At 61.5% G+C, this 18,934-nt stretch carries 15 protein-coding genes; 9 read left to right on the top strand and 6 right to left on the bottom strand.

The annotated features are described in order from the left end of the window. The first annotated feature begins 1,227 nt into the window (after positions 1-1,227). The 4 genes from ruvA (at position 1,228) to Q0K02_RS09810 (ending at position 5,493) form a co-directional block, all read left to right on the top strand. A complete protein-coding gene (gene ruvA, locus Q0K02_RS09825; RefSeq protein WP_294488133.1) occupies positions 1,228-1,833 on the top strand; it encodes a Holliday junction branch migration protein RuvA in 606 nt (201 codons plus the stop codon). A 24-nt stretch (positions 1,834-1,857) separates the two neighbouring features. After that, positions 1,858-2,844 (top strand): Holliday junction branch migration DNA helicase RuvB, encoded by a 987-nt coding sequence (gene ruvB / locus Q0K02_RS09820; protein WP_294488143.1) that lies wholly within the window; start codon positions 1,858-1,860, stop codon positions 2,842-2,844. A gap of 83 nt (positions 2,845-2,927) precedes the next feature. Beyond that, the gene (gene thyX, locus Q0K02_RS09815) at positions 2,928-3,662 is read left to right on the top strand and encodes an FAD-dependent thymidylate synthase (RefSeq protein ID WP_294488131.1); all 735 of its coding nucleotides are present in this window, start codon (positions 2,928-2,930) and stop codon (positions 3,660-3,662) included. 1,411 nt (positions 3,663-5,073) lie between these two features. Beyond that, the gene (locus tag Q0K02_RS09810) at positions 5,074-5,493 is read left to right on the top strand and encodes a MucR family transcriptional regulator (protein ID WP_294488128.1); all 420 of its coding nucleotides are present in this window, start codon (positions 5,074-5,076) and stop codon (positions 5,491-5,493) included. A 533-nt stretch (positions 5,494-6,026) separates the two neighbouring features. Here the strand turns inward: Q0K02_RS09810 and Q0K02_RS09805 are convergent. The 3 genes from Q0K02_RS09805 to Q0K02_RS09795 are packed head-to-tail and all read right to left on the bottom strand — an operon-like array spanning position 6,027 to position 10,577. After that, complete coding sequence (locus Q0K02_RS09805) at positions 6,027-6,533, bottom strand: hypothetical protein (RefSeq protein ID WP_294488125.1); 507 nt, start codon at positions 6,531-6,533, stop codon at positions 6,027-6,029. Between the two features lie 51 nt (positions 6,534-6,584). Beyond that, positions 6,585-9,773: an Rne/Rng family ribonuclease gene (locus Q0K02_RS09800; RefSeq protein ID WP_294488123.1), complete on the bottom strand. Its 3,189-nt coding sequence runs from the start codon at positions 9,771-9,773 to the stop codon at positions 6,585-6,587. A 27-nt stretch (positions 9,774-9,800) separates the two neighbouring features. Continuing rightward, positions 9,801-10,577, bottom strand: a complete 777-nt coding sequence (locus Q0K02_RS09795; protein WP_294488120.1) for a metallophosphoesterase — start codon at positions 10,575-10,577, stop codon at positions 9,801-9,803. A 441-nt stretch (positions 10,578-11,018) separates the two neighbouring features. Between Q0K02_RS09795 and Q0K02_RS09790 the strand changes: the two genes are divergently transcribed. The 3 genes from Q0K02_RS09790 to Q0K02_RS09780 all read left to right on the top strand — a co-directional run bounded on the left by Q0K02_RS09790 (position 11,019) and on the right by Q0K02_RS09780 (position 14,161). Continuing rightward, positions 11,019-11,618 (top strand): 5-formyltetrahydrofolate cyclo-ligase, encoded by a 600-nt coding sequence (locus Q0K02_RS09790; RefSeq protein WP_294488117.1) that lies wholly within the window; start codon positions 11,019-11,021, stop codon positions 11,616-11,618. Beyond that, entirely contained in the window at positions 11,609-12,337 is a 729-nt protein-coding gene (locus Q0K02_RS09785) for a laccase domain-containing protein (RefSeq protein WP_294488114.1), read from the top strand. The genes Q0K02_RS09790 and Q0K02_RS09785 overlap by 10 nt, the downstream gene beginning before the upstream one ends. 426 nt (positions 12,338-12,763) lie before the next feature. Next, positions 12,764-14,161: an outer membrane protein transport protein gene (locus tag Q0K02_RS09780; protein ID WP_294488111.1), complete on the top strand. Its 1,398-nt coding sequence runs from the start codon at positions 12,764-12,766 to the stop codon at positions 14,159-14,161. A 51-nt stretch (positions 14,162-14,212) separates the two neighbouring features. On the opposite strand, the gene Q0K02_RS09775 is transcribed toward Q0K02_RS09780, so the two are convergent. Then, entirely contained in the window at positions 14,213-14,368 is a 156-nt protein-coding gene (locus tag Q0K02_RS09775; RefSeq protein ID WP_294488108.1) for a hypothetical protein, read from the bottom strand. Positions 14,369-14,379: 11 nt separating this feature from the next. Between Q0K02_RS09775 and Q0K02_RS09770 the strand changes: the two genes are divergently transcribed. Next, positions 14,380-15,102, top strand: a complete 723-nt coding sequence (locus tag Q0K02_RS09770) for a dihydrofolate reductase family protein (RefSeq protein ID WP_294488105.1) — start codon at positions 14,380-14,382, stop codon at positions 15,100-15,102. A gap of 137 nt (positions 15,103-15,239) precedes the next feature. Next, positions 15,240-16,166, top strand: a complete 927-nt coding sequence (locus tag Q0K02_RS09765) for a lysine exporter LysO family protein (protein WP_294488101.1) — start codon at positions 15,240-15,242, stop codon at positions 16,164-16,166. Between the two features lie 152 nt (positions 16,167-16,318). Here Q0K02_RS09765 and Q0K02_RS09760 read toward each other — a convergent pair whose 3' ends face one another. Then, complete coding sequence (locus Q0K02_RS09760; protein WP_294488098.1) at positions 16,319-17,116, bottom strand: sulfite exporter TauE/SafE family protein; 798 nt, start codon at positions 17,114-17,116, stop codon at positions 16,319-16,321. A gap of 237 nt (positions 17,117-17,353) precedes the next feature. After that, positions 17,354-18,805, bottom strand: a complete 1,452-nt coding sequence (locus tag Q0K02_RS09755; RefSeq protein WP_294488096.1) for a PLP-dependent aminotransferase family protein — start codon at positions 18,803-18,805, stop codon at positions 17,354-17,356. Between the last annotated feature and the right edge of the window lie 129 nt (positions 18,806-18,934).

Raw genomic sequence — 18,934 nt, 5'->3', positions numbered from 1 at the left:
GGCCGATGCCAAGGTTATCTTTAGAAAGGCTCCTGTTCAGGAGCCTTTCGTCGTTTAAAGCCTGCGCTTGCAGAATGGGTTTTGTGGGAAGGAAGATCCGCTTCGGGTTTCCTTCCCTTTTTTGTTTTTATTCCTTCGGATGGCTGAGGCGGCGGAAGAGAGCAGCAAAGAAAATTATTGCAACGGCTGGCCGCCTGGCGGGAGGAAGTTTTTGGGGGCTGATCGAGGAGCCCCCGCGACACGGGAAGCGACTGAAAAGGAAAATACCGCGGCGGCAAAGCTGCGGGAGGAAGTTTGTAGAGAAAAATCGAGGATTCTCCCGCAGCATCCGCAACATCGAGCTTTCCTGTTTGGAAAGATGCCTGTTGCCGCTCGCGCCTTGCTCGGCCTAGCTGGGCTGCATTTTTTTTCAGGCGGAAGAGCCTTCAAAAGAAAAACATCGCAGCGGCGGAGTCGGTCGGAGAAAATTTTCAGAGGTTGATCGAGGAGGCTCCCGCAATATCGTACTTGCGGGTTCGGCAAGATGCTGTTGCGCTTTGCGCGTTATCCGGCATGGCAGGGCTGCATGCCTCACAGGGCGGCGTGCTTTTTTTTGAAAGCTCCAATTCCCTGTCTTTTGATTTTCAGTCTGCTCCCCAACGTGAGGGCGAAAGAGTGCATCAAGTTGCGCAGTTGAAGAGCTTCTGAGGCTTCGCGCGACGTTTCCGATATTCCCCCCTCACCTTCCCCGGGAGAAAAAGCGGCTGAATGCGCTGGAGAGCTTGTAGGCGGTTCTTTCTGCGTCATGCGGAAAAGATTCGTCAGGGAGTCCGCAGAGCACACGAGCTGAGGGTATGGCTCATCAGCAGGGGAGAGCGATGGCGCAAGTCCTTACGTCGAGCTGCTCATCCGTTCTTTGTACTGGCGTGTCTTTTGGCACGGCGCGAATCGTTCGGCCGGGTCAACCTCTCGGGAAACATGATGAGGTGTTTCTGCCGTGTCATGACTTTTGTTCAACGCGTTGGAGGAGAGAACCGTTCGCATCTGACGTCGATGAAGGAGAAAACGACAGCTTATCATTGTTCCGTCATGTGCCGACGATATTGTTTTGTTTGATTTTTTGGTTTTGAATGCTGCGCATGCCGTGGAAGGCAAAATGTCTGTCTTGCGTTTTTTTGTATAATAACGTAGTCTGATTGTTTAGATAAAGTAAATATTTCATGACGTTACAAGTCTGTAGGAGGACGGATGCTTGCTTATCTGGAAGGGCGGGTGCTGGAGCGCACCGAGAACGGCTGCGTGCTGGTAACGGCCGGCGGCATCGGCTACGAGATTTTTCTGCCGGAACATGCGCTGACTCAGCTTCCTGCCCAGGGCGGCTCCGCGGCTTTTTATACGAGCTTCATCGTGCGCGAGGACGCGCAGGAGCTGTTCGGCTTTCCTTCCTGGGACGAGCGGCAGACCTTCAATCTCTTGACCGGCATCAATCGTGTGGGAGCGCGCACGGCTCTCGCCATACTTTCGCGCTATCGCCCCGACGATCTGCGCCGTATCGTGGCCGACGATGACGCCGCCGCCCTGACGCAGGTTTCGGGCATAGGCAAGAAAACGGCGCAGCAGATTTTTCTGGAATTGAAATATAAGCTGAAGGGCGAGACTCCCGTTTCCCTGTCCGCCGCGGCGGCGGGGCGGCCTTCCGTGTATCGCGACGCGCTGACGGGTCTGGCCAATCTGGGATATGACGAAGACACGGCCGGGCAGGTGCTCAGAAAGGTGCTGGAGAGCGATCCGGAGCTTGACGTGGGCGAAGCGCTGCGCGCCGCCTTGAAGGCGCTGGCCAGAGGAAAGAAGTAAATGGCAGAATTCGTACCCAAGAGCATGGCGCAGGACAGCGCCGATGAAAATATCCGTCCGCAGCGGCTGGAAGACTTCATAGGTCAGGAAGAGCTGCGCGCCAATCTCCGCGTGTATCTGAACGCGGCGAAGGAACGCGGTCAGTCCATGGACCACGTGCTGTTCTACGGCAATCCGGGACTCGGCAAAACCACGCTTGCCCGCATCATGGCGGCGGAACTCGGCGTGAATCTTGTGGCCACGTCCGGCCCGGTGCTGGAGCGCAGCGGCGATCTGGCCGCCATTCTGACCAATCTTTCCCGGCACGATATCCTGTTTGTGGATGAAATCCACCGCATGCCCATCAGCGTGGAAGAAGTGCTGTACCCGGCCATGGAAGACTTCACGCTGGATCTCATCATCGGTCAGGGCCCTGCGGCGCGCACGGTGAAGCTCGACATCGAACCCTTTACGCTGGTGGGAGCCACGACCAGACTCGGCCTGCTCTCTTCGCCGCTCCGGGATCGCTTCGGCATCATCAGCCGTCTGGAATTTTATTCGCCGGAAGAACTTGCCCGCGTGGTGCAGCGTTCTGCGCGCATTCTCGGTGTGCAGGTGACCGAGGAAGGCGCGCTGGAAATCGGACGCCGTTCCCGCGGCACGCCGCGCATTGCCAACCGGCTCTTGCGCCGGGTGCGGGATTTTGCCGCCGTGTACGGAGACGGCGTGGTGGACGGCGAACAGGCCCGGGCCGCGCTGGTGCGCCTCGATGTGGACGAGGCCGGACTCGATGAAATGGACCGCAAAATTCTTACCGTGCTCATCGACCACTTCAACGGCGGGCCCGTGGGCGTGAAGACGCTGGCCGTAGCCTGTTCCGAGGAAATCCGCACCATCGAGGACATTTATGAGCCCTATCTCATTCAGTGCGGATTCCTGAACCGTACGCCCCGCGGTCGTGTGGCCACGCCCAAGGCCTATCGTCATCTTCATCGTCTGTACGGGGGCACCGCGCAGGGAAGCCTTCTGTAGGCGCTCTGCCGCTTCCATCCGAACATTTTGCGTTTTGCGCGCGTCAGCGCCGTCCGTCGCGTCCGACGGGCGAGGAGGAAAACATGTCCGAAGTCAAAGCCCGCGTCGAGCTTCTGGCGCATACGCCCGAGCCGCTTTCCCTTATTTATGCCGCCTTCCGTCAGTGCTATCACGCCGGCGACGTGGCGGACATGTGGCCGCATCTGCTGGCCGGGGACATATCGCGCGAAAAGCAGGCCGCCTTTGTGGAAAACATCATGGCTTCCGGCCATGCCAGCCCCATTGAGCACGTGAGCTTTACGTTTGCGCTTTCGGGAGTGTCGCGCGCGCTGACGCATCAGCTCGTGCGCCATCGCATTGCGAGCTATTCGCAGCAGAGTCAGCGTTATGTGGACGCTTCCGACATGAATTACGTCATGCCGCCCGCCATTGCCGCCAATCCGAAGGCGCGGGCGCGTTTTTTGAGCTTCATGGAGGAGGTGGGCAGCGCCTATCGAGACCTGAAGGCCATGCTTGAAGAGGACGGCCGCGGTTCCTCTTCCTGCGAGGACGCGCGCTTCGTGCTGCCGCAGGCGGCCGCCTCCAGCATCGTGGTGACCATGAACTGCCGCACGCTGCTCAATTTCTTTGAACATCGCTGCTGCACCCGCGCCCAGTGGGAGATCCGGGGCGTGGCGCGGACCATGCTGAGCCTCTGCCGCGAGGTGCTGCCGGAGGTGTTCCGCCACGCGGGCGCGCGATGCGAAAGACTCGGCTACTGCCCGGAAGGGGAAAAGTTCACCTGCGGGCGCTATCCTTTGCCGGAACACCGTTCCTAGTGATTTGAGGGGGATTTCCCCCCTCTTTTTTTAGCGGCTGCGTGCCGGCACAGCGCTTTCTTGGCCGCAGAGAATGCTCTCGGGGCGTCTTGCCGTCTGACCCGTGAATCGGAAGCGCGGCGCGGCAGGGGCGGAAAGTCTGGAAACGCCGTCCTGCGCGCTGGTTGCGGCACGAAGAAACGGGCGCGGAGCGCCTTGCGACTGACGGCAGGCGTCGGAAGAGCCGAGGGGGGAGGCGAAGCCGCGGTCGGCAATGCGCAACGCTGTTGCTTTTTCCTGTCTATTGCTGGCGAAATGCGCCGTGACGCGTGTAACGCATGCCTCCGGGAAAGAAGCACGACACGCGCTTGGCAGCGTGGAAACGGGCGTCTGCGTGAGGAAGGCGGTCACGACGCGTGTGTTTGACGGCGACAAAAGCTCAGGGCGTGAAGGAGGGGAGGGCGAACCGTTGTCTGATGGTGTGGACGTGCCGGACGCGTTGCGCGTTTGCTGGGGCGTTTGCCCGGCGCTGACGGGAGTCTTGTCCGGCCCGGAACCGCGAGCCGGAGGGGGCGTGTCGGCGAAAAATGACGGCGTCTTTTGCGGCGGCCTGCGCGGAAGCGGAGCAGGAGTTCTTGCCGTTTTGCGGAACGTGGCGAATCGTCGGGAACATGTGTCTGCGGGGCCTCGTGCGGAACGGGGCGCGTCGGAACTCATGTGCGGAGCGCGACGCCCCGATGTGCGACGGAAAAATCGTTGAAAAAAATCAGACGTACTTTTTACGGGGCGTTTCGGAACGCATAAAAGCGCGTGCAAAGCTGTTCTGCGGCGTTTTCAGACACGTTTTTCAATTTTGTGTATAATGTGTCATACGGCGGGAAAAACGTGCGGCAGAAGGCGTGCAGGACATAAGTTTACTCTTTCTCACATAAGTTCACCGTATCGCTTCCGACAAAGACGGCGGACTCGGCCGACGCCGATGGTGCGCGCATTCATACGCGCCTGTTTTCGGCAACGCAACAGGAGCCTTCGTTCTGTACGCTCGGCGCTTCAACGGAGCCCGGTTCTGAAATATACTCGCCATGTTCTGCACAAGTGCGCGTTCTTGCAGAGAGGAATTCTTTTTAGAATGAAGGCGGCGAACGGGAAAGCGACGGGCGTTTTGGTCTTGATCGTTTCATTGCATGAAGGCCTCTTTGCGCCGGACGTCCTTTTCTCTGAATTCCTCATGCCGACATCGTTTTTCTCATTTTTTTTCTGGAACAGATTTGTGAAATCGGTGCCTGTGGGAGCTCGCATTCCATTGCGGGACTAGGCAAAGCGGAATCACGGCTCTGTTATTTTGCAAGCCTCGCTTTTTTCTTTGCTTCATTTGACAGACGGAGAGATTGCGTTTACATATGAAATATTATTTTCTTATAAGGAGGCCCCGATGGAAGATTATCTCAAGCATGCTATAGAACTGGTCAAGGCACAGGCGTCCGTCCGTGTCATGTCCGAAGATGAAATGGCGGAAATGATTTCTTCGCTGGCAAGCAAGCTCAAGAAGCTCGACTGCTGTGAAGAGACTGAGGAAGCCTGCCCCGCTGCGGAAGCTCCCGCCATTGATCCCAAGCGCTCCATCAAGGAAAAGAGCATCGTCTGCCTTGAGTGCGGCAAGACCTTCAAGGTCATTACCAAGAAGCATCTTATTCTCCACGGTCTTGACGCCGCTTCCTATCGCGCGAAATGGGGCTTCAAGAAGGGAACGCCTCTCACCTGCAAGGAACTGCAGCGTGCCCGTCGTCAGAAGATGAAGGACATGAAGCTTTGGGAAAAGCGCGCCATGGCTCGAGAAGCGGCGGCGAAGTAGGGCAACGTCCCCATGCATTTCTTTCATCATTCCTTTCACAGGAAGGCCGGCTTCGGAAGGAGCCGGCCTTCCTTGGGGAATCGGGCGGAAGCGGAAAACGGCTCGGCGCGTCGGCCTTCGGCATGACGACGCAAAGCCACAGTACGCTTTTGCAGTCCGGCGTTTCAGAACGCCGCAAATTCAGTCGCAGGATCGAAAGATCGGCGGCTTTTTTTGTCTCTGCTGCGTGTCGCAGGGGCGGTGGAATTCAGTGTCGGGAAAGGTGCGTCGCAAGACTGTGCGTGAGAAGATGCAGAATTGCGCGTGAGGGCGGCGCGACTGCGTCTGTGAACGGCAGACGCGCAGCAGCGGGCGCGCTTCTGTGAGGGCGCGTTGCCTGCGCGTCAGGTTGTCGCCTGCCGGACGGCATGTTCCGGGCAGGCGTTTTTTCTTGCGCGCCTTCGTGCAGGGCGCGCTTTCAGAAGTTGCGGCACCGGGCGTTCCTGCCCCGGATGCGCCGGGCTCTGCGCCTTCCGGAGCGAATCCTGGCGCGGCTATGCGCCCGCGATGAGATCGGCGGCCTTGTCGAGAAGGAAGGAGAGCGCCGCGGCCAGGGCGTTCAGCACGTCCTTTGCCGCTTCCTGAAGCACGGGCAGACCGGCCTTTGCGCCTTTCTCGGCGGCGCCGGCCAGCGATTTGGCTATGTCCGCCGAGCGCTCCGCCAGCGTTTTTCTGGGGAAGAGATCGGGCGCGATGGCGTGTCCGGCCTTGTTCACGGCGTCGGTGGCCTTGTCGCCGAGCGCCTGTCCTATGGTTTCCAGCTTGTCGAGGAATTTGTCGAGTTCCTCCCGCGTGAGACCGCCGTTGCGGTTGCGGGTGATGACGGGCTGAATGTCCTTTTCAAAGATGACGGCGGGAAGTTTGTCCTTCAGGTTCTGAAGTGCGGATTCGTCCACCTTGCGGAACGCGGAGGCGGGCACGGGAACTTCCGTCTGCTGCTTCTGATAGACGTAGAGCGCGCAGACGGCGATGACGATGACGATGAGTATGTTTTTCAGCATGCGCATCCTGAAAAAAGGCCCCGACCTCGAAAGGAGGCGGGGCCTTTGCTGTTACTTCAGCCGGATTTCTATGTGTACCCCGTATTTTTCCTCAAGGGCCGCTATGCGGTCGCGCTTGCGGTTGAGCAGGTACAGGGCGAGTTCCGTATCGCTTTCGTAAATGAAGGTGGAAGGTTCGGAAGACTTGTCGTTCTTCTTGTTCTTGCCGCTGTCGAGGCTGCGGCACAGCTTGCTCTGCAGGTCGCGCAGGGCCTGGAGCGACTGCCATTCCATGTTGCGGCGCACGCCCGTGCCGTGACAGTAGGGGCAGGGCTCGCAGGAAATGGAAATGGCCGAGGTGCCGGTGCGCTGACGCACGAGTTCCAGGAGTCCGAAGGAACTCATGTGGCCCACGTCGTGACGGGCGCGGTCCTTGCGCATGGCGTTTCTCAGGGTGCGTTCCACTTCGCGGCAGTGGTTCTTGTCGCGCATTTCGATGAAGTCGATGACCACCTGACCGCCGATGTCGCGCAGGCGCAGATGACGGGCGATGGCTTCGGCGGCTTCCATGTTGGTGCGGAACACCATGGCCTCGAAGTTGGTCTTGCCCTGCGTCTTGCCGGAGTTGATGTCGATGGCCATGAGGGCCTCGGTCTGATCGAAGACGAGGCGTCCGCCGGAAGGCAGCACCACTTCGCGGCTGGTCACGGTTTCGAGCTGCTTGAGCAGATTGAAGCGTTCCCACAGGCTCTGACGCTGATCCTTGTGCAGCTTCACGATGTCTCCGGCGCGATCCGGGAAGATGAGTCCGGCGATTTCTTCCACGCGGGCCTTGGTGGCTTCGTCGTCCGTCCAGATTTCCACGATGTCGTCGGAGAGGTAGTCGCGCACGGAGCGGGTGGCGAGGTCGGCTTCCTGATAGATGAGGCAGGGCGACTTTTCCGTGGGAGCCTTTTTCTGGATGTCCTTCCAGAGCTTCTTGAGGTACTGCAGATCCTGCTGAATGCTGGCCTTGCTTGCGCCTTCGCTCGCGGTGCGGATGATGACGCCCATGTTTTCGCCGGGCTGAATGCCGTTCAGCAGATCCTTGAGACGCGCGCGCTCTTCGGGATCCTCCACCTTGCGGGAAACGCCGATCTGTTCCTGACCGGGAGTGAGCACGAGGAAGCGTCCGGCAATGGAGATCCAGGTGGTGAGGAACGCGCCCTTGGATCCGGAAGGTTCCTTGACCACCTGCACGAGCACTTCCTGACCGACCTTCAGCACCTTCTGGATGGGCGGATACTTGGGGCCGTGGGAGGCGTCGTGCGGCACGAGATAGTATTCCGGATGCACTTCGTCGATCTGGAGGAAGCCGTTCTTGCCGTTGCCGAAGTTGACGAAGGCGGCCTGCAGATTGGTGTCGATGTTGTTGATGACGCCCTTGTAGATGTTGCCGCGGATTTTCACCTGATGGGCCATTTCCACGAAGTATTCGGTGACCTGACCGTCTTCGGTGATGACGACTTCCACCTGTTCGTCGGGCACGACGCTCACGTAGAGCACGCGGCGCGGATGCGCGGTCTCTTCCGTTTCGGTTTTCTCGGGCTTTTTCTCGCTCCTGGCGGCGGGAGCGGGGAGGTCTTTCTGATTCTTCTTGTTCTTGCGGTTCTGGCGGCCTTCCTTCTGCGAGGCGGGAGGCATGTCGATGCGGTTGCCGTTGACGGCGGCGTCGAGCGCGGCCAGATCCTCTTCGGCCATGTCGCTGGAGGAAAGGGGCAGGGCCACGGGCTGACCGGGCAGGGCGGGCTGCGGACCGTCGTCTTCGGGAATGAATTCTTCCTCGCGGCGGCCGAGGGCCACGCCGAGGACGCTGTCGTTCAGCATGGCGGCGTTGAAGTCGAAGTCGTCCGGAATGACGGGAACGTTCTGCTGATTGCGGCGATTGTTGCGGTTCTTGCGGTTTTTGCGGTTGCCGAAGGGGTTGTCGGAGGTCATGGCCTGCGGCTGATCGTAGAAGCCCTGCTGATAGGAGCCGGGCAGATAGGGCGAACCGTTGAAGGCCGGCTGGGCGTCGCGGTTCTTGCGGTTGCGGCGCGAGCGGGAATAGGGACGTCCGTCTTCGGAGAATTCCCCGGGATAGGGCAGAATGTTGGTCACGATGTCGTCGTCGAACCATTCGGGCTGAGACTGTCCGGCTGCGACGGGCTCGTCGGCGCGGTTGCCGATGTTGTCGTCGGCATTCTCGGGCTCGGCGTTCCGGCGGGGCTTGTCGGCGCGGTTGCGGCGCTGCCGGCGGGTGTGTTCAGCCCGTTCGGCCTTCTCTTCGGCTTCGGTTGCCACGGTTTCGGCGTCGGCGTTTTCGGGCGTCATGGAGAAGGGGGGCAGCATGTCGTCGAGCACGAGCGCGGAGCCCAAATGAATGATCTGTTCGTCTTCATCGGGCGTCTCGGCCTTCTTTTCCGCCTCGGCGCTGCGGGCGCTTCTGCGCGGCGAGCGGCGGGAGCGGCGCTTCTTGTCGGCGGACTCTTCGGCGGCGTGCTCTTTGGCCTCGGCCTTTTCGGGCGCGCCTTCGGCAGACTTTTCGGGGAGAGCGGAGGCAGCGTTGTCTTCCGCGGCGTTTTCCCGGGCCGGAGCGTCGGCGCTTTCCGCATCCTGAGCCTGGGCGGCCGGAGCGGCCGTGAGCGGAGCTTCAACAGACGGAGCTTCGACAGCCGTCTTTTCCGAGACCGGAGCGTCGGAAGCCTTGGCTTCGGGCTGTGCTTCGGCGGGTACTTCCGCTTCCGTAGCCTTGGCCGATTCGGCGGTCGCGGCGCGTTTTTTTCTGGTGCGGCGCTTTTTTTCCGGAGCGGCGGGCGCGTCGCTTTCGGGCGTCACGGAGAAGGGGGGCAGCATGTCGTCGAGCACGAGCGCGGAGCCGAGATGAATGATCTGCTCATCTTCGGCGGGCGTCTCGGCCTTCTTTTCCGCCTCGGCGCTGCGGGCCGCGGCGCTCTTGCGTGTGCGGCTCTTGCGGGCGGCGGGCCTGGCTTCGCTTGTTTCCTCGCTTTGCGCCTCGGAAGCGGCGGCCTTCTTCGTCGTGCGGCGACGGGGCTTTTTCTCTTCCGTGGCGTCGTCCGCAGCAGTTTCTTCCGCAGCGGTGCTCTTGCGGGTGCGGCGGACGGTCTTTTTTTCTCCGGCGGCCGGCTTTTCTTCGGAAGCGGCGGCCTTTCTGGTGCGGCGGGTTTTTGTGGTTTTGATTTCTTCGTTATTCTCTTCGGGAAGAACGGGGTTCTGACTCATGTGATCCTCAAAAAATGTGATACGGCGTCAGCTCTCCAGTCTGCGGAGTGCGACCCTTACGCCCGGGCGTGCAAGCGTAAGCAAGGCGTAGCCCCCGGCGGAAAATGGGCCGGGATTGGCGACAATGGTGCGTCCGACGCGCTGTATTCCTGCTGATTCGTGGATATGCCCGCACAGGCAGGCGGCGGGCTGATATTCCTCTATGAAATCCCGTATGGCGGTGGAGCCGACGTGACGGCCGCCGTCGATACGGTCACAGACCGTGTTGTACGGAGGATTGTGGGCCACGAGCACCAGCTCTCTGTAGCTGACGGCGCGGCGGGCCAGATCCTCCAGCCATTCCGAAAAACGTGCCTCTGGAAATTCCGACGGCGTTCCAAAGGGGCTGAACGTGGAGCCGCCCACGCCGAGGAGGGCGACGTCCGGGCTCAGTTCCCGCACGTTGCGGTGCAGGTTGATGCCCTTGGCCTCAAGCCAGTCATTCACCTCGGCGCGATCCATGTTGCCTATCTGGGCAAGAATGACGGGATGCACGGCCTGAAAGGCCTCGATCACCGTGCGGGCGGCGGCAACGCCTCCCAGCGTGGTCAGATCGCCGGTGAGAATGACTCCGGCCGCTTGTTCCAGTTCGGGGATTTCCCTGACACGGCGGATGCAACCGTGGATGTCGCCGAGCACGATCCAGAGCTGTCCGGTATCGGGCTGATCTCCGGCGTTCGCGGAGTCGGCAAAACGCGTGAAGCGCGCCGACGGAGAGCAGCAGCTCGGAATGTACGGAGCTGATTCCGGAACGGGGCTTGGCATGTAGGGAAGGTCCTTTTCCGCTGGAGCGGACGAAAATACCCGCAGAACGTTTCTGCTGGACGCAATATAGACTATTTTTTTTCGTTTGACAAAGGGGGAGGAGAGGGCAAATGCATGAAAATGCGCGGCGCGCGGCGTTTTTTCGCCATTTACTCTGGCAGGTTATTAATGTTGTATTTTCTTCGGAACGGGCGGATTAAAAAAGCGGAAGGCGTATTTTCGGGAACAGAATCCGCATGGAATCTGCAATTTCTTTTTCCCGTGGACGTTTTTTCGGAAACGTTTTCATAGTGAGAGCGTCCGCGGCATACCGGCGCGGGAGAGAAAACGTTCAGCGCCTGCCGAAACGCCCGGCGTTGCGCCCGGAACTTGCCGTCGCTTTCAGTCGGAGCGGCGCTTCCCGGTCGGAGAGCGTGAGGCCGGAAACTTTTGGAGAAGAGCATGGATGTCGAACACATGAACAAGGATGAGCTGCGCCGGGCAATACGGCGTCGGCGCGCCGAGCTTTCCTGCGGAGAGGAGGGCGCCGCGCGCTCAAGGCGCATGCAGGAGCGGCTGCTTGCCGACGAGCTCTGGCGGCGGTGCCGCCGTGTGGCGTTGTTTGTTTCGGTCAAGGGCGAACCCGACACGTCGCTGCTTCTTGACGAGGCGTGGAGAAGCGGCAGAACCGTGTTTCTTCCGCGCTGCCGGAAGGGCGAGAAGGGCGTCATGGACATGATTGCCTGCGCCGGAGAGGAGGAGCTTGAAACGTCCGGCTTCGGCATTCCCGAGCCGAAAATGACGGAGCGCTCCCGCCTGCTTTCCGCCGCGGATCTGGCGGACGGGCCGCAGACGTTAATCGTCGTGCCGGGCCTGGCCTTCGACAGGCAGGGATTCCGCCTGGGCTACGGCGGCGGCTACTACGACAGACTGCTTGCCGAAGCGCGCTGCGCCAGCGTGGGGCTGGCCTTCCACGAACTTCTCTTGAACCGTCTTCCCCACGATGAGTGGGACAGGCCCGCGCGGGCCGTGTGTACCGAGGAGGAACTGCTTTGTCTCTGACCATGCTTCCCTTTCAGTTTCCGGGCGTGCCCGGCGTGGGCTGCGCGTTCAGCACGCGAGGCTTCGGCACGGTGTCTCTTTCCAGCGGCGATGCGTCGTCCGCTTCGCGCCGCGCGTCGATTCCCGCGCTTCTCGGCGTGGAAGCCTTTGCGGAGGTGCATCAGGTTCACGGCGTGCGCACCGTGTTCGAGCCGCAGGCGCAGAATCCTCTTGCCGTGCCCTGCGAGCAGGCCGACGGCATGGCCACGTCCCGCCCCGGACTTGCGCTCATGATTAAAACCGCGGACTGTCAGCCCATTCTTGTGGCGCACGAGTCCGGCCGCTTCGTCATGGCCGTACACGCGGGCTGGCGGGGCAACAGACAGGACTATCCGCGCCTTGCGGTGGAAGAGTTCTGCGAGCGCTACGACCTTGATCCTGCCGAGCTGTGGGCCGTGCGCGGGCCGAGTCTCGGACCGGCGGCCTCGGAATTCGTGAATTTCGCGCAGGAATGGGGGCCGGAGTTTCTGCCCTGGTACGATGAGGCGAGGCGCACCGTGGATTTGTGGATGCTGGCGCGGCATCAGCTGGAAACGGCGGGACTTCGCCCCGGCCGTATTCTCGGCATTGACCTGTGTACCTTCGACAATGCGGAACTGTTCTTTTCCTACAGGCGTTTCAGACGATTCGGCGTCGAGGACGGCAGACAGGGCAGCTTCATCTGGATACGCGCCGAATGACGTGGACGCGCGCTGAATAACGCGTCGTTTTTGCTCCGTTTTCGGTCGGATGTTAAATTTTTTTGCTGTGCCTTCGGCGCGGCGATGAGATTTTCGGCCGAAGCGGCAACGATGCGCGGGCGACGGCTTCCGGCATGCGGCGTCCGAAATGTCTTGCCGCGCAGAATATTTCACGCCGCGCCCCTGTTCCACGGCTCGCAGTTCCGGCAAAATGATGGATAATCCATCAAAAATATGATGGAAAATCTTATAATCTACCGTTAAATAGAGGTTTATTTTTTTTACAAAGCACGATACCCATACACCGACGCAGTATTTCCGTTGCCGGAGAGAGGCCGGCTTCGGGGGACGTTTTGTCGTCTTTCGGGCGGAATGTGCGTCCCATTCCGGCGCAGCCGGAAAATCCATCTCCTTGCTGAGGATTTCATGAACGTATCTCTCAATGTGATGCGCGGGGTCTTTTGTGCCGTGCGCAGTCAGGCCAGAGTTGCCGCCGCAGTCCTGCTTTCGTTCGGACTGGTGGCGGGTTCCGTGTCCGGCGCTCATGCCGAAGGTTTTGCCATTACCGAATGGAGCGCGCGAGGCATGGGTCTCGGCGGCGGCGCTGCCGGCGGCATGGTGGCCCGTGCCGACGATCCTTCGGCCGTGGCCTACAACCCCGCGGGCATTACGCAGATTCCCGGCACCGCCACCCAGATGGGTCTTGCCGTTTCTGCGCTGAACTTCGACATCAGCCGCGCCGACACCGGCAGAACGGTGTCCAGCTCCGATCAGGTGTGGCCCATTCCGCATTTCTATCTTACGCATCAGATCAGCGACAACTGGTGGTTCGGCGTCGGCACCTTCACCCGCTACGGCCTCGGCTCCCAGTTCCCGGACAACTGGGCGGCCCCCGGCAGCAAGACGCCTGCCACGTATCCCGTGATGGGGCAAAGACTTCCCGCGTCCAGCGGACTCAAGTCCGTCACGCTGCTTTCGAGCACCATCAACCCCAACATCGCCTACAAGATCAACGACGTGTTCTCCGTGAGCGCGGGCGTGAGCTACACCTGGGGCTACCTCAGCCTGAACCAGCAGTATAATGTCAATGCCGGGATGTTGGGTTTTGGAGTAGGACAGGCCGATGCCCGCATCCACTCCGAAAACGGCTACGCCTTCGGCTACAACTTCGGCCTGCACGCCCGCTTCAACGATCAGTGGAGCGCGGGCCTGACCTATCGCTCCAGAGAAGACATGACCTTCAAGGGACAGACCCGCTTCCGCTTCTCCGGAAGTCCGGTCGTGACGGGGCTCATGGGACAGAGCCTGCAGACCTGCAATGCCGACGGCAAGCTCACCATTCCCGACGTCATCACCCTGGGCGTGATGTACAAGCCCCTGCCCAACCTGAGCTTTGAAGGCGACGTGGCCTACACCGTGTGGAGCCGCTTCCGCAACCTTACCATCAACATGCACAGCGACCGCACGCCGCAGTTCTTTGAGCAGAAGAACTGGCGCGACACCTGGGCCTTCACCTTCGGCGTGGAATACGCGCCCATCGACTGGCTGACCCTGCGCGCGGGCTTCACCTACGAAACCTCGCCTCTGCAGGACGACAACTGCTACGACTATCTCGTGCCCTCCAACGGCCGCAACTACTACACCCTCGGCGCGGGCTTCAAGTATGAAAACTGGACCCTCGATCTCGCCTACATGTACATCGACGTGCGCGACATCAACTACAAGCAGCGCGTTGATGGCCACGGCATGACGGCTGCTTACGAGGGCAAAGCGCACAACAGCTACGCCCACAACTTCGGCGTGACGCTGGGCTACCGCTTCTAGTCTTCGCGACAGGACGCTTTTCAGGCTCCCTTCCCCGGAAGGGGGCCTTTTTTATGCGTTATCGCCCTCTGGCCTTTTTGCGTCGTTCAGGTAGAATGGCCCGGCGTCGGCGGCTTTTGCCGCTTCCGCCTTCTGCACCATGGCCGCACTCGGAACTTTTCCATGGTCAACCTTTTCCCCCGGAGTCGAGCATTCGGGAGTTTCCATGGAGGAATCCGATGAAGGAACGTTCAACGATTCAGGACAGGCCCTTTGTCGTCTGTCACATGTCCATGTCGCTGGACGGCAAGGTGACGGGCGATTTTCTGCGCCTTCCGCGCTGCCGGGCCGCCACGCAGGCCTACTACCGCATTCACCGCGACTACGGAGCCAGCGCCTTTGCCTGCGGCCGCGTGACCATGGAGGAGAGCTTCACGGGAGGAGTGAGGCCCGATCTTTCCCGCTTCGACGGCTCCGTCGTGCTTCCCATGGATCATGTGGCCGATGAGAATGCGTCCTTTTTTGCCGTGGCCTTCGACAGGCATGGAAGTCTCGGCTGGAAGGGATCTTGCATCGAGGACGAGGATCCGGGCTACGACGGGGCGCACATCGTGGAAGTGTTGTGCGAGAGCGTGCCGCAGGCCTGTCTTGCTTGTCTGCAGGAAAAGGGCGTGTCCTACATTTTTGCGGGCAAGGACGACATCGACATTGCGCTGGCGCTGCACAAGCTGAAGAGCATTTTCGGCATACGCCGCTTGCTGCTTGAAGGCGGCAGTCTGCTGAACGGCGCGTTCCTCCGCGCCGACGTCGTTGACGAGCTGAGTCTGGTCATGATGCCGGTCACGGCGTCGGCCGGGGATAAAAGTCTCTTCGACTCCGGCGTGACTGCGGAATTCCGTCTTGAAGACGCGCAGACGCTGGACGAAGGAGAGGTCTGGCTGCGCTATCGGCGGACGCGCTGACGCTGCCTCAGGCCGTCGGCGTTTTGAGGCCGACGGTGTTTTTCGGCGGCTGCGGGCGCGTTTTTGTTGCGCCCGGGCGGTCTCCGGCAGGACGCGCTGCCGCTTCGAGTTGACAATCAAGGATTCGGGGAGAAGGAATGCTTCTGGAAATGGGTCTTATTGCGGGGGGCATTCCCGCAGGGTGGGTGCTGCGCCGTCATGCCGCCGTGGTGCGCGTGGTGAACGCGGCCCTCGGCTGGACCGTGCGCATCATGCTGTTTCTGCTCGGTCTTTCCATCGGTCTCGACGACGCGCTGCTCGGGCAGCTGCGGAGTCTCGGCCTGTACGCGGTGCTCATCAGTACCTTTTCCGTGGCGGGCTGCTTTGCGGCGGCGCGTTTTCTCGGCAGGCACGTGTTTGCGGAATACGCCCCCGGCGAATCGGGAGGCGCGGCGTCGGAAAGGGGCGGGAGCGCAGGTTCCTTTGTGGCGCTGGGCTTTTTTCTCGCCGGAGCGCTTGTCGGCTGGCTGCGCGTGCTGCCGCAGGGCCCGGCTGCAGGCGAGGCCGCGGTGTGGGTGCTGTACCTGCTTCTTGTGCTTGCGGGCATGACCGTGGGCTTTGATCTGAAGGCGCTCGGCATCATCCGCGAGCTTCGCTACCGCATCCTGCTCATTCCGCTCGGCGTGGTGGTCGGCACCTTGTGCGGCAGCGCTCTGGCCTGGCTTGTGCTGACCCGTTTTTCCGCGCTGTCTCTGCCCGAAGCGCTGGCCGTGGGCGCAGGCTTCGGCTACTACAGCCTGGCAACGGTCATCATCACGCGGCTGGGCGATCCGGCGCTCGGCTCCGTGGCGCTTTTGTCCAATATGATACACGAGGCGCTGGCCCTGCTGCTGCCGCCGCTTCTTATGCGGCTGACCGGTCGTCTCGGGCCGGTGCTGGCGGGCGGCGCGGCGGCCATGGACACCTGTCTGCCGGTCATTGCGCAGGTGAGCGGCGAACGCTGCGCCGTGCTCGCGGTGTTTTCCGGCATGTGCCTCACGCTGTTTGTGCCGATCATTGTTCCGCTGCTCATGGCGTTGCGCTGAGGCTGATGGCGTCGGCATCGGCTTCAGGGCGCGCGGCTTCGGCAGGAGCGCCCGCCATGTTCTGCAACTCGGCCGCCTTCCATAAGAAAACAGGACGAAAAAAAAGGTCGTGCGTTTGAGCGCACGACCTTTTTTTTCATCTTGTCGGAAGATTACAGAACGTCGATGAGCATCTTGGTGGCTATCACGTACAGGAAGAAGGCAAAGAACTTCTTGAGCTTGGGCACGGGCAGCTTGTGCGCGATGCTCGCGCCGACGGGAGCCGTGAGCATGCTGATGGCCACAATGCCCACCAGCGCCGGGAGATAAAGATAACCGAAGGCGTAGGGAGGAAGTTCGGGATTGTTCCAGCCGTTGGTCACGAAGCCGAGGCAGCCGGCAAAGGCGATGGGAAAGCCCATGGCCGCCGAGGTGCCCACGGCGCGGCGCATGTCCATGTTGTGCCACACGAGGAAGGGCACGGAAAGCGTGCCGCCGCCGATGCCCACAAGGCTGGAAACCGCGCCGATGATCGCGCCTGCGCCCGTCATGCCGGCGAATCCGGGCAGGGTGCGGCTGGCGCTGGGCTTTTTGTTGAGCAGCATGTTGGTGGCCACGTAGTAGAGGAACACCACGAAGAACATTTGCAGATAGCGCGCCGGAATGCGGGCCGCCACGAAGGAGCCGCAGTAGGTGCCCACCAGAATGCCGAGGGCCACGCAGCGGAACACGTGCCAGTCCACGCCGCCGTGCCGGTGATGCGCCATGGCGCTGGACACGGACGTGAACATGATGGCGCCGAACGATGTGCCGATGGCCATGTGCATGGCGACTTCCGGCGAAATGTTCAGCCACTGAAAGGAAAAGACGAGCATGGGCACGACCACGGCCCCGCCGCCGATGCCGAGCAGACCGGCCAGCAGGCCGGCAATGGCGCCGAGGACGCAGTAAAGGAGTATTGCGGTTATCATATCTCTCTCCTGATGATAAGGACGAGTTATCATAACGGCTTGGGGCGGGACGTCAATGCGTTTTCCCTGCTGCCTGTCTGCCGGGAGAGGGAAGAATCGTCGCTTTGTTCATGGGCGGAAGCGCGGCGGTCGAGGCGTTTTGCCGCCGTTCGGCTTTTTCGCGATACGGCGCAGCGCGCCCTTTCTGCGGTGAAAGGCCGCCCGAACGTTTTCCGGACGGCGCGGGCGCAGCCCTGTTCAGGATTCGAGAAGAGCGGCGACGATGCCGAGGGCCCGGGCCAGATCCTTGCGCCGCAGAACGCCGCCGAGCGCCAGGCGCACGCCGTTTTCCCGGGGCGCGTGCCCCATGAGAAAATGCTCGCCTTCGGCCACGAGCACGCCTTTTTCGAGCGCTGCCTTGGCAAAGGCTCTGCCCGTCCAGGAATCGGGAAGCTCAAGCCAGCAGAAGAATCCCGTGGCCCGGGACACGAGCGGATACCCGTCCAGAATCTCGCGGGCCGCGGCGTTGCGTGCGGCAGCTTCTTCGCGTTTGGCGGCAAGGGTTCTGTCGGCCGTGCCGTCGGTGATCCACTGGGCGGCGAGCTCGGCCATGAGCGGAGGCACCATGGATATGGTGTAGGAGAGGGTGCGTTCGAGTTCGTCGAGGGTGTGCTGCGGCGGGCACAGATAGGCCACGCGCAGCCCGCCGCCCAGAATTTCGCTGGTGGCGGCAATGAAGCAGGTTCTTTCCGGGGCCAGCGCGGCAAAGGGAAGCACGGGCGTCGGCGGATTCAGGGCCAGGGCGTACACGTCGTCCTCAATGATGAACACGTCGTGCCTGCGGCAGACTTCCACAATGTCCTTGCGGCGGGATTCGGGCATGCGCGTGAGCGTGGGATTGCGGCAGGACGGCATGAGATACACGGCCTTCACGCCCCCGGAACGGCAGGCGCTCTCCAGCGCGTCGGGCAGCATGCCGCACGCGTCGGTGCGCACGGGCGCAAGCGGCAGACGCAGCCGCCAGGAAAGCTCACGCAGCAGCGGATAGCTCAGGTTTTCCACGGCTATTCTGTCGCCGGGCGTACACAGGGTGGCGAGTATGGTCATGAGCGCGTGCTGAGAGCCTGCGCACACCAAAAGATCGCGGCCCGACGCGGGCACGCCGTAGCGCCGCGCCCAGAGCGCGCCTGCCTCGCGGTGTCGATCCATGCCCGCCGGACGATGGTAGCTCTGAAGCTCCGCAAGCTCTCTGTCGCTCAGGCGGCGCAGAAGGTTGCCGAGCGCCTTGTGCAGCGAGGGATTCAGCGACTCGAACGGCGCAATGAAGCCGAGATTCCAGCGAGGCTCCGCGCCGGAATCTCCGTCGGACGGCGCGGCGGCCTCGGCGTCCGGCCACTGCGTGGACGGCGGCAGCGGCGCCGGAGGCGGCATGACGTCCACATCCGAGCCTGTGGAGCTCACAAACGTTCCCCGCCCCGTCACGCCGGCCACAAGGCCGCGGCGCGCCGCTTCGGCATAGCCGTGGGTGGCGGTTCCCGTGGTGACTTTAAGCTCTGCGGCAAGGGCCCGCTGCGTGGGCAGCGCGTCGCCGGGCTTGAACAGCCCTTCGCGTATGGCTTCTTCCAGCGCCGCAGCCACGCGCTGATAGCGGCAGGGCGCGTCGGCTTCGTCGTAGAGTGTGCGCAGTCTGCGCATTTTTTCTTCCTGCATCCTGTTCTCCCGGTTGCGCCGCATGCCGAAACGGCGTGACGGCGCTGAAATGTCGCAATATTTTTTGTATTCGTGACAATATTAATTGTCACCGTATTGCCGCATTTTCTGGAAAACGGCAAGTCGGAA

Source organism: uncultured Mailhella sp., from assembly GCF_944324995.1.
Classification (GTDB): Bacteria; Desulfobacterota; Desulfovibrionia; order Desulfovibrionales; family Desulfovibrionaceae; genus Mailhella.
Note: the sequence above shows the minus strand (reverse complement) of the source record. Positions and strands in the feature narration are given on the sequence as shown.

Coding starts and splice junctions, on each gene's coding strand:
- ruvA (WP_294488133.1), top strand. CDS start 1,228: ATGCTTGCTTATCTGGAAGGGCGGGTGCTGGAGCGCACCGAGAACGGC.
- ruvB (WP_294488143.1), top strand. CDS start 1,858: ATGGCGCAGGACAGCGCCGATGAAAATATCCGTCCGCAGCGGCTGGAA.
- thyX (WP_294488131.1), top strand. CDS start 2,928: ATGTCCGAAGTCAAAGCCCGCGTCGAGCTTCTGGCGCATACGCCCGAG.
- Q0K02_RS09810 (WP_294488128.1), top strand. CDS start 5,074: ATGGAAGATTATCTCAAGCATGCTATAGAACTGGTCAAGGCACAGGCG.
- Q0K02_RS09805 (WP_294488125.1), bottom strand. CDS start 6,533: ATGCTGAAAAACATACTCATCGTCATCGTCATCGCCGTCTGCGCGCTC.
- Q0K02_RS09800 (WP_294488123.1), bottom strand. CDS start 9,773: ATGAGTCAGAACCCCGTTCTTCCCGAAGAGAATAACGAAGAAATCAAA.
- Q0K02_RS09795 (WP_294488120.1), bottom strand. CDS start 10,577: ATGCCAAGCCCCGTTCCGGAATCAGCTCCGTACATTCCGAGCTGCTGC.
- Q0K02_RS09790 (WP_294488117.1), top strand. CDS start 11,019: ATGGATGTCGAACACATGAACAAGGATGAGCTGCGCCGGGCAATACGG.
- Q0K02_RS09780 (WP_294488111.1), top strand. CDS start 12,764: ATGAACGTATCTCTCAATGTGATGCGCGGGGTCTTTTGTGCCGTGCGC.
- Q0K02_RS09775 (WP_294488108.1), bottom strand. CDS start 14,368: ATGGAAACTCCCGAATGCTCGACTCCGGGGGAAAAGGTTGACCATGGA.
- Q0K02_RS09770 (WP_294488105.1), top strand. CDS start 14,380: ATGAAGGAACGTTCAACGATTCAGGACAGGCCCTTTGTCGTCTGTCAC.
- Q0K02_RS09765 (WP_294488101.1), top strand. CDS start 15,240: ATGCTTCTGGAAATGGGTCTTATTGCGGGGGGCATTCCCGCAGGGTGG.
- Q0K02_RS09760 (WP_294488098.1), bottom strand. CDS start 17,116: ATGATAACCGCAATACTCCTTTACTGCGTCCTCGGCGCCATTGCCGGC.
- Q0K02_RS09755 (WP_294488096.1), bottom strand. CDS start 18,805: ATGCAGGAAGAAAAAATGCGCAGACTGCGCACACTCTACGACGAAGCC.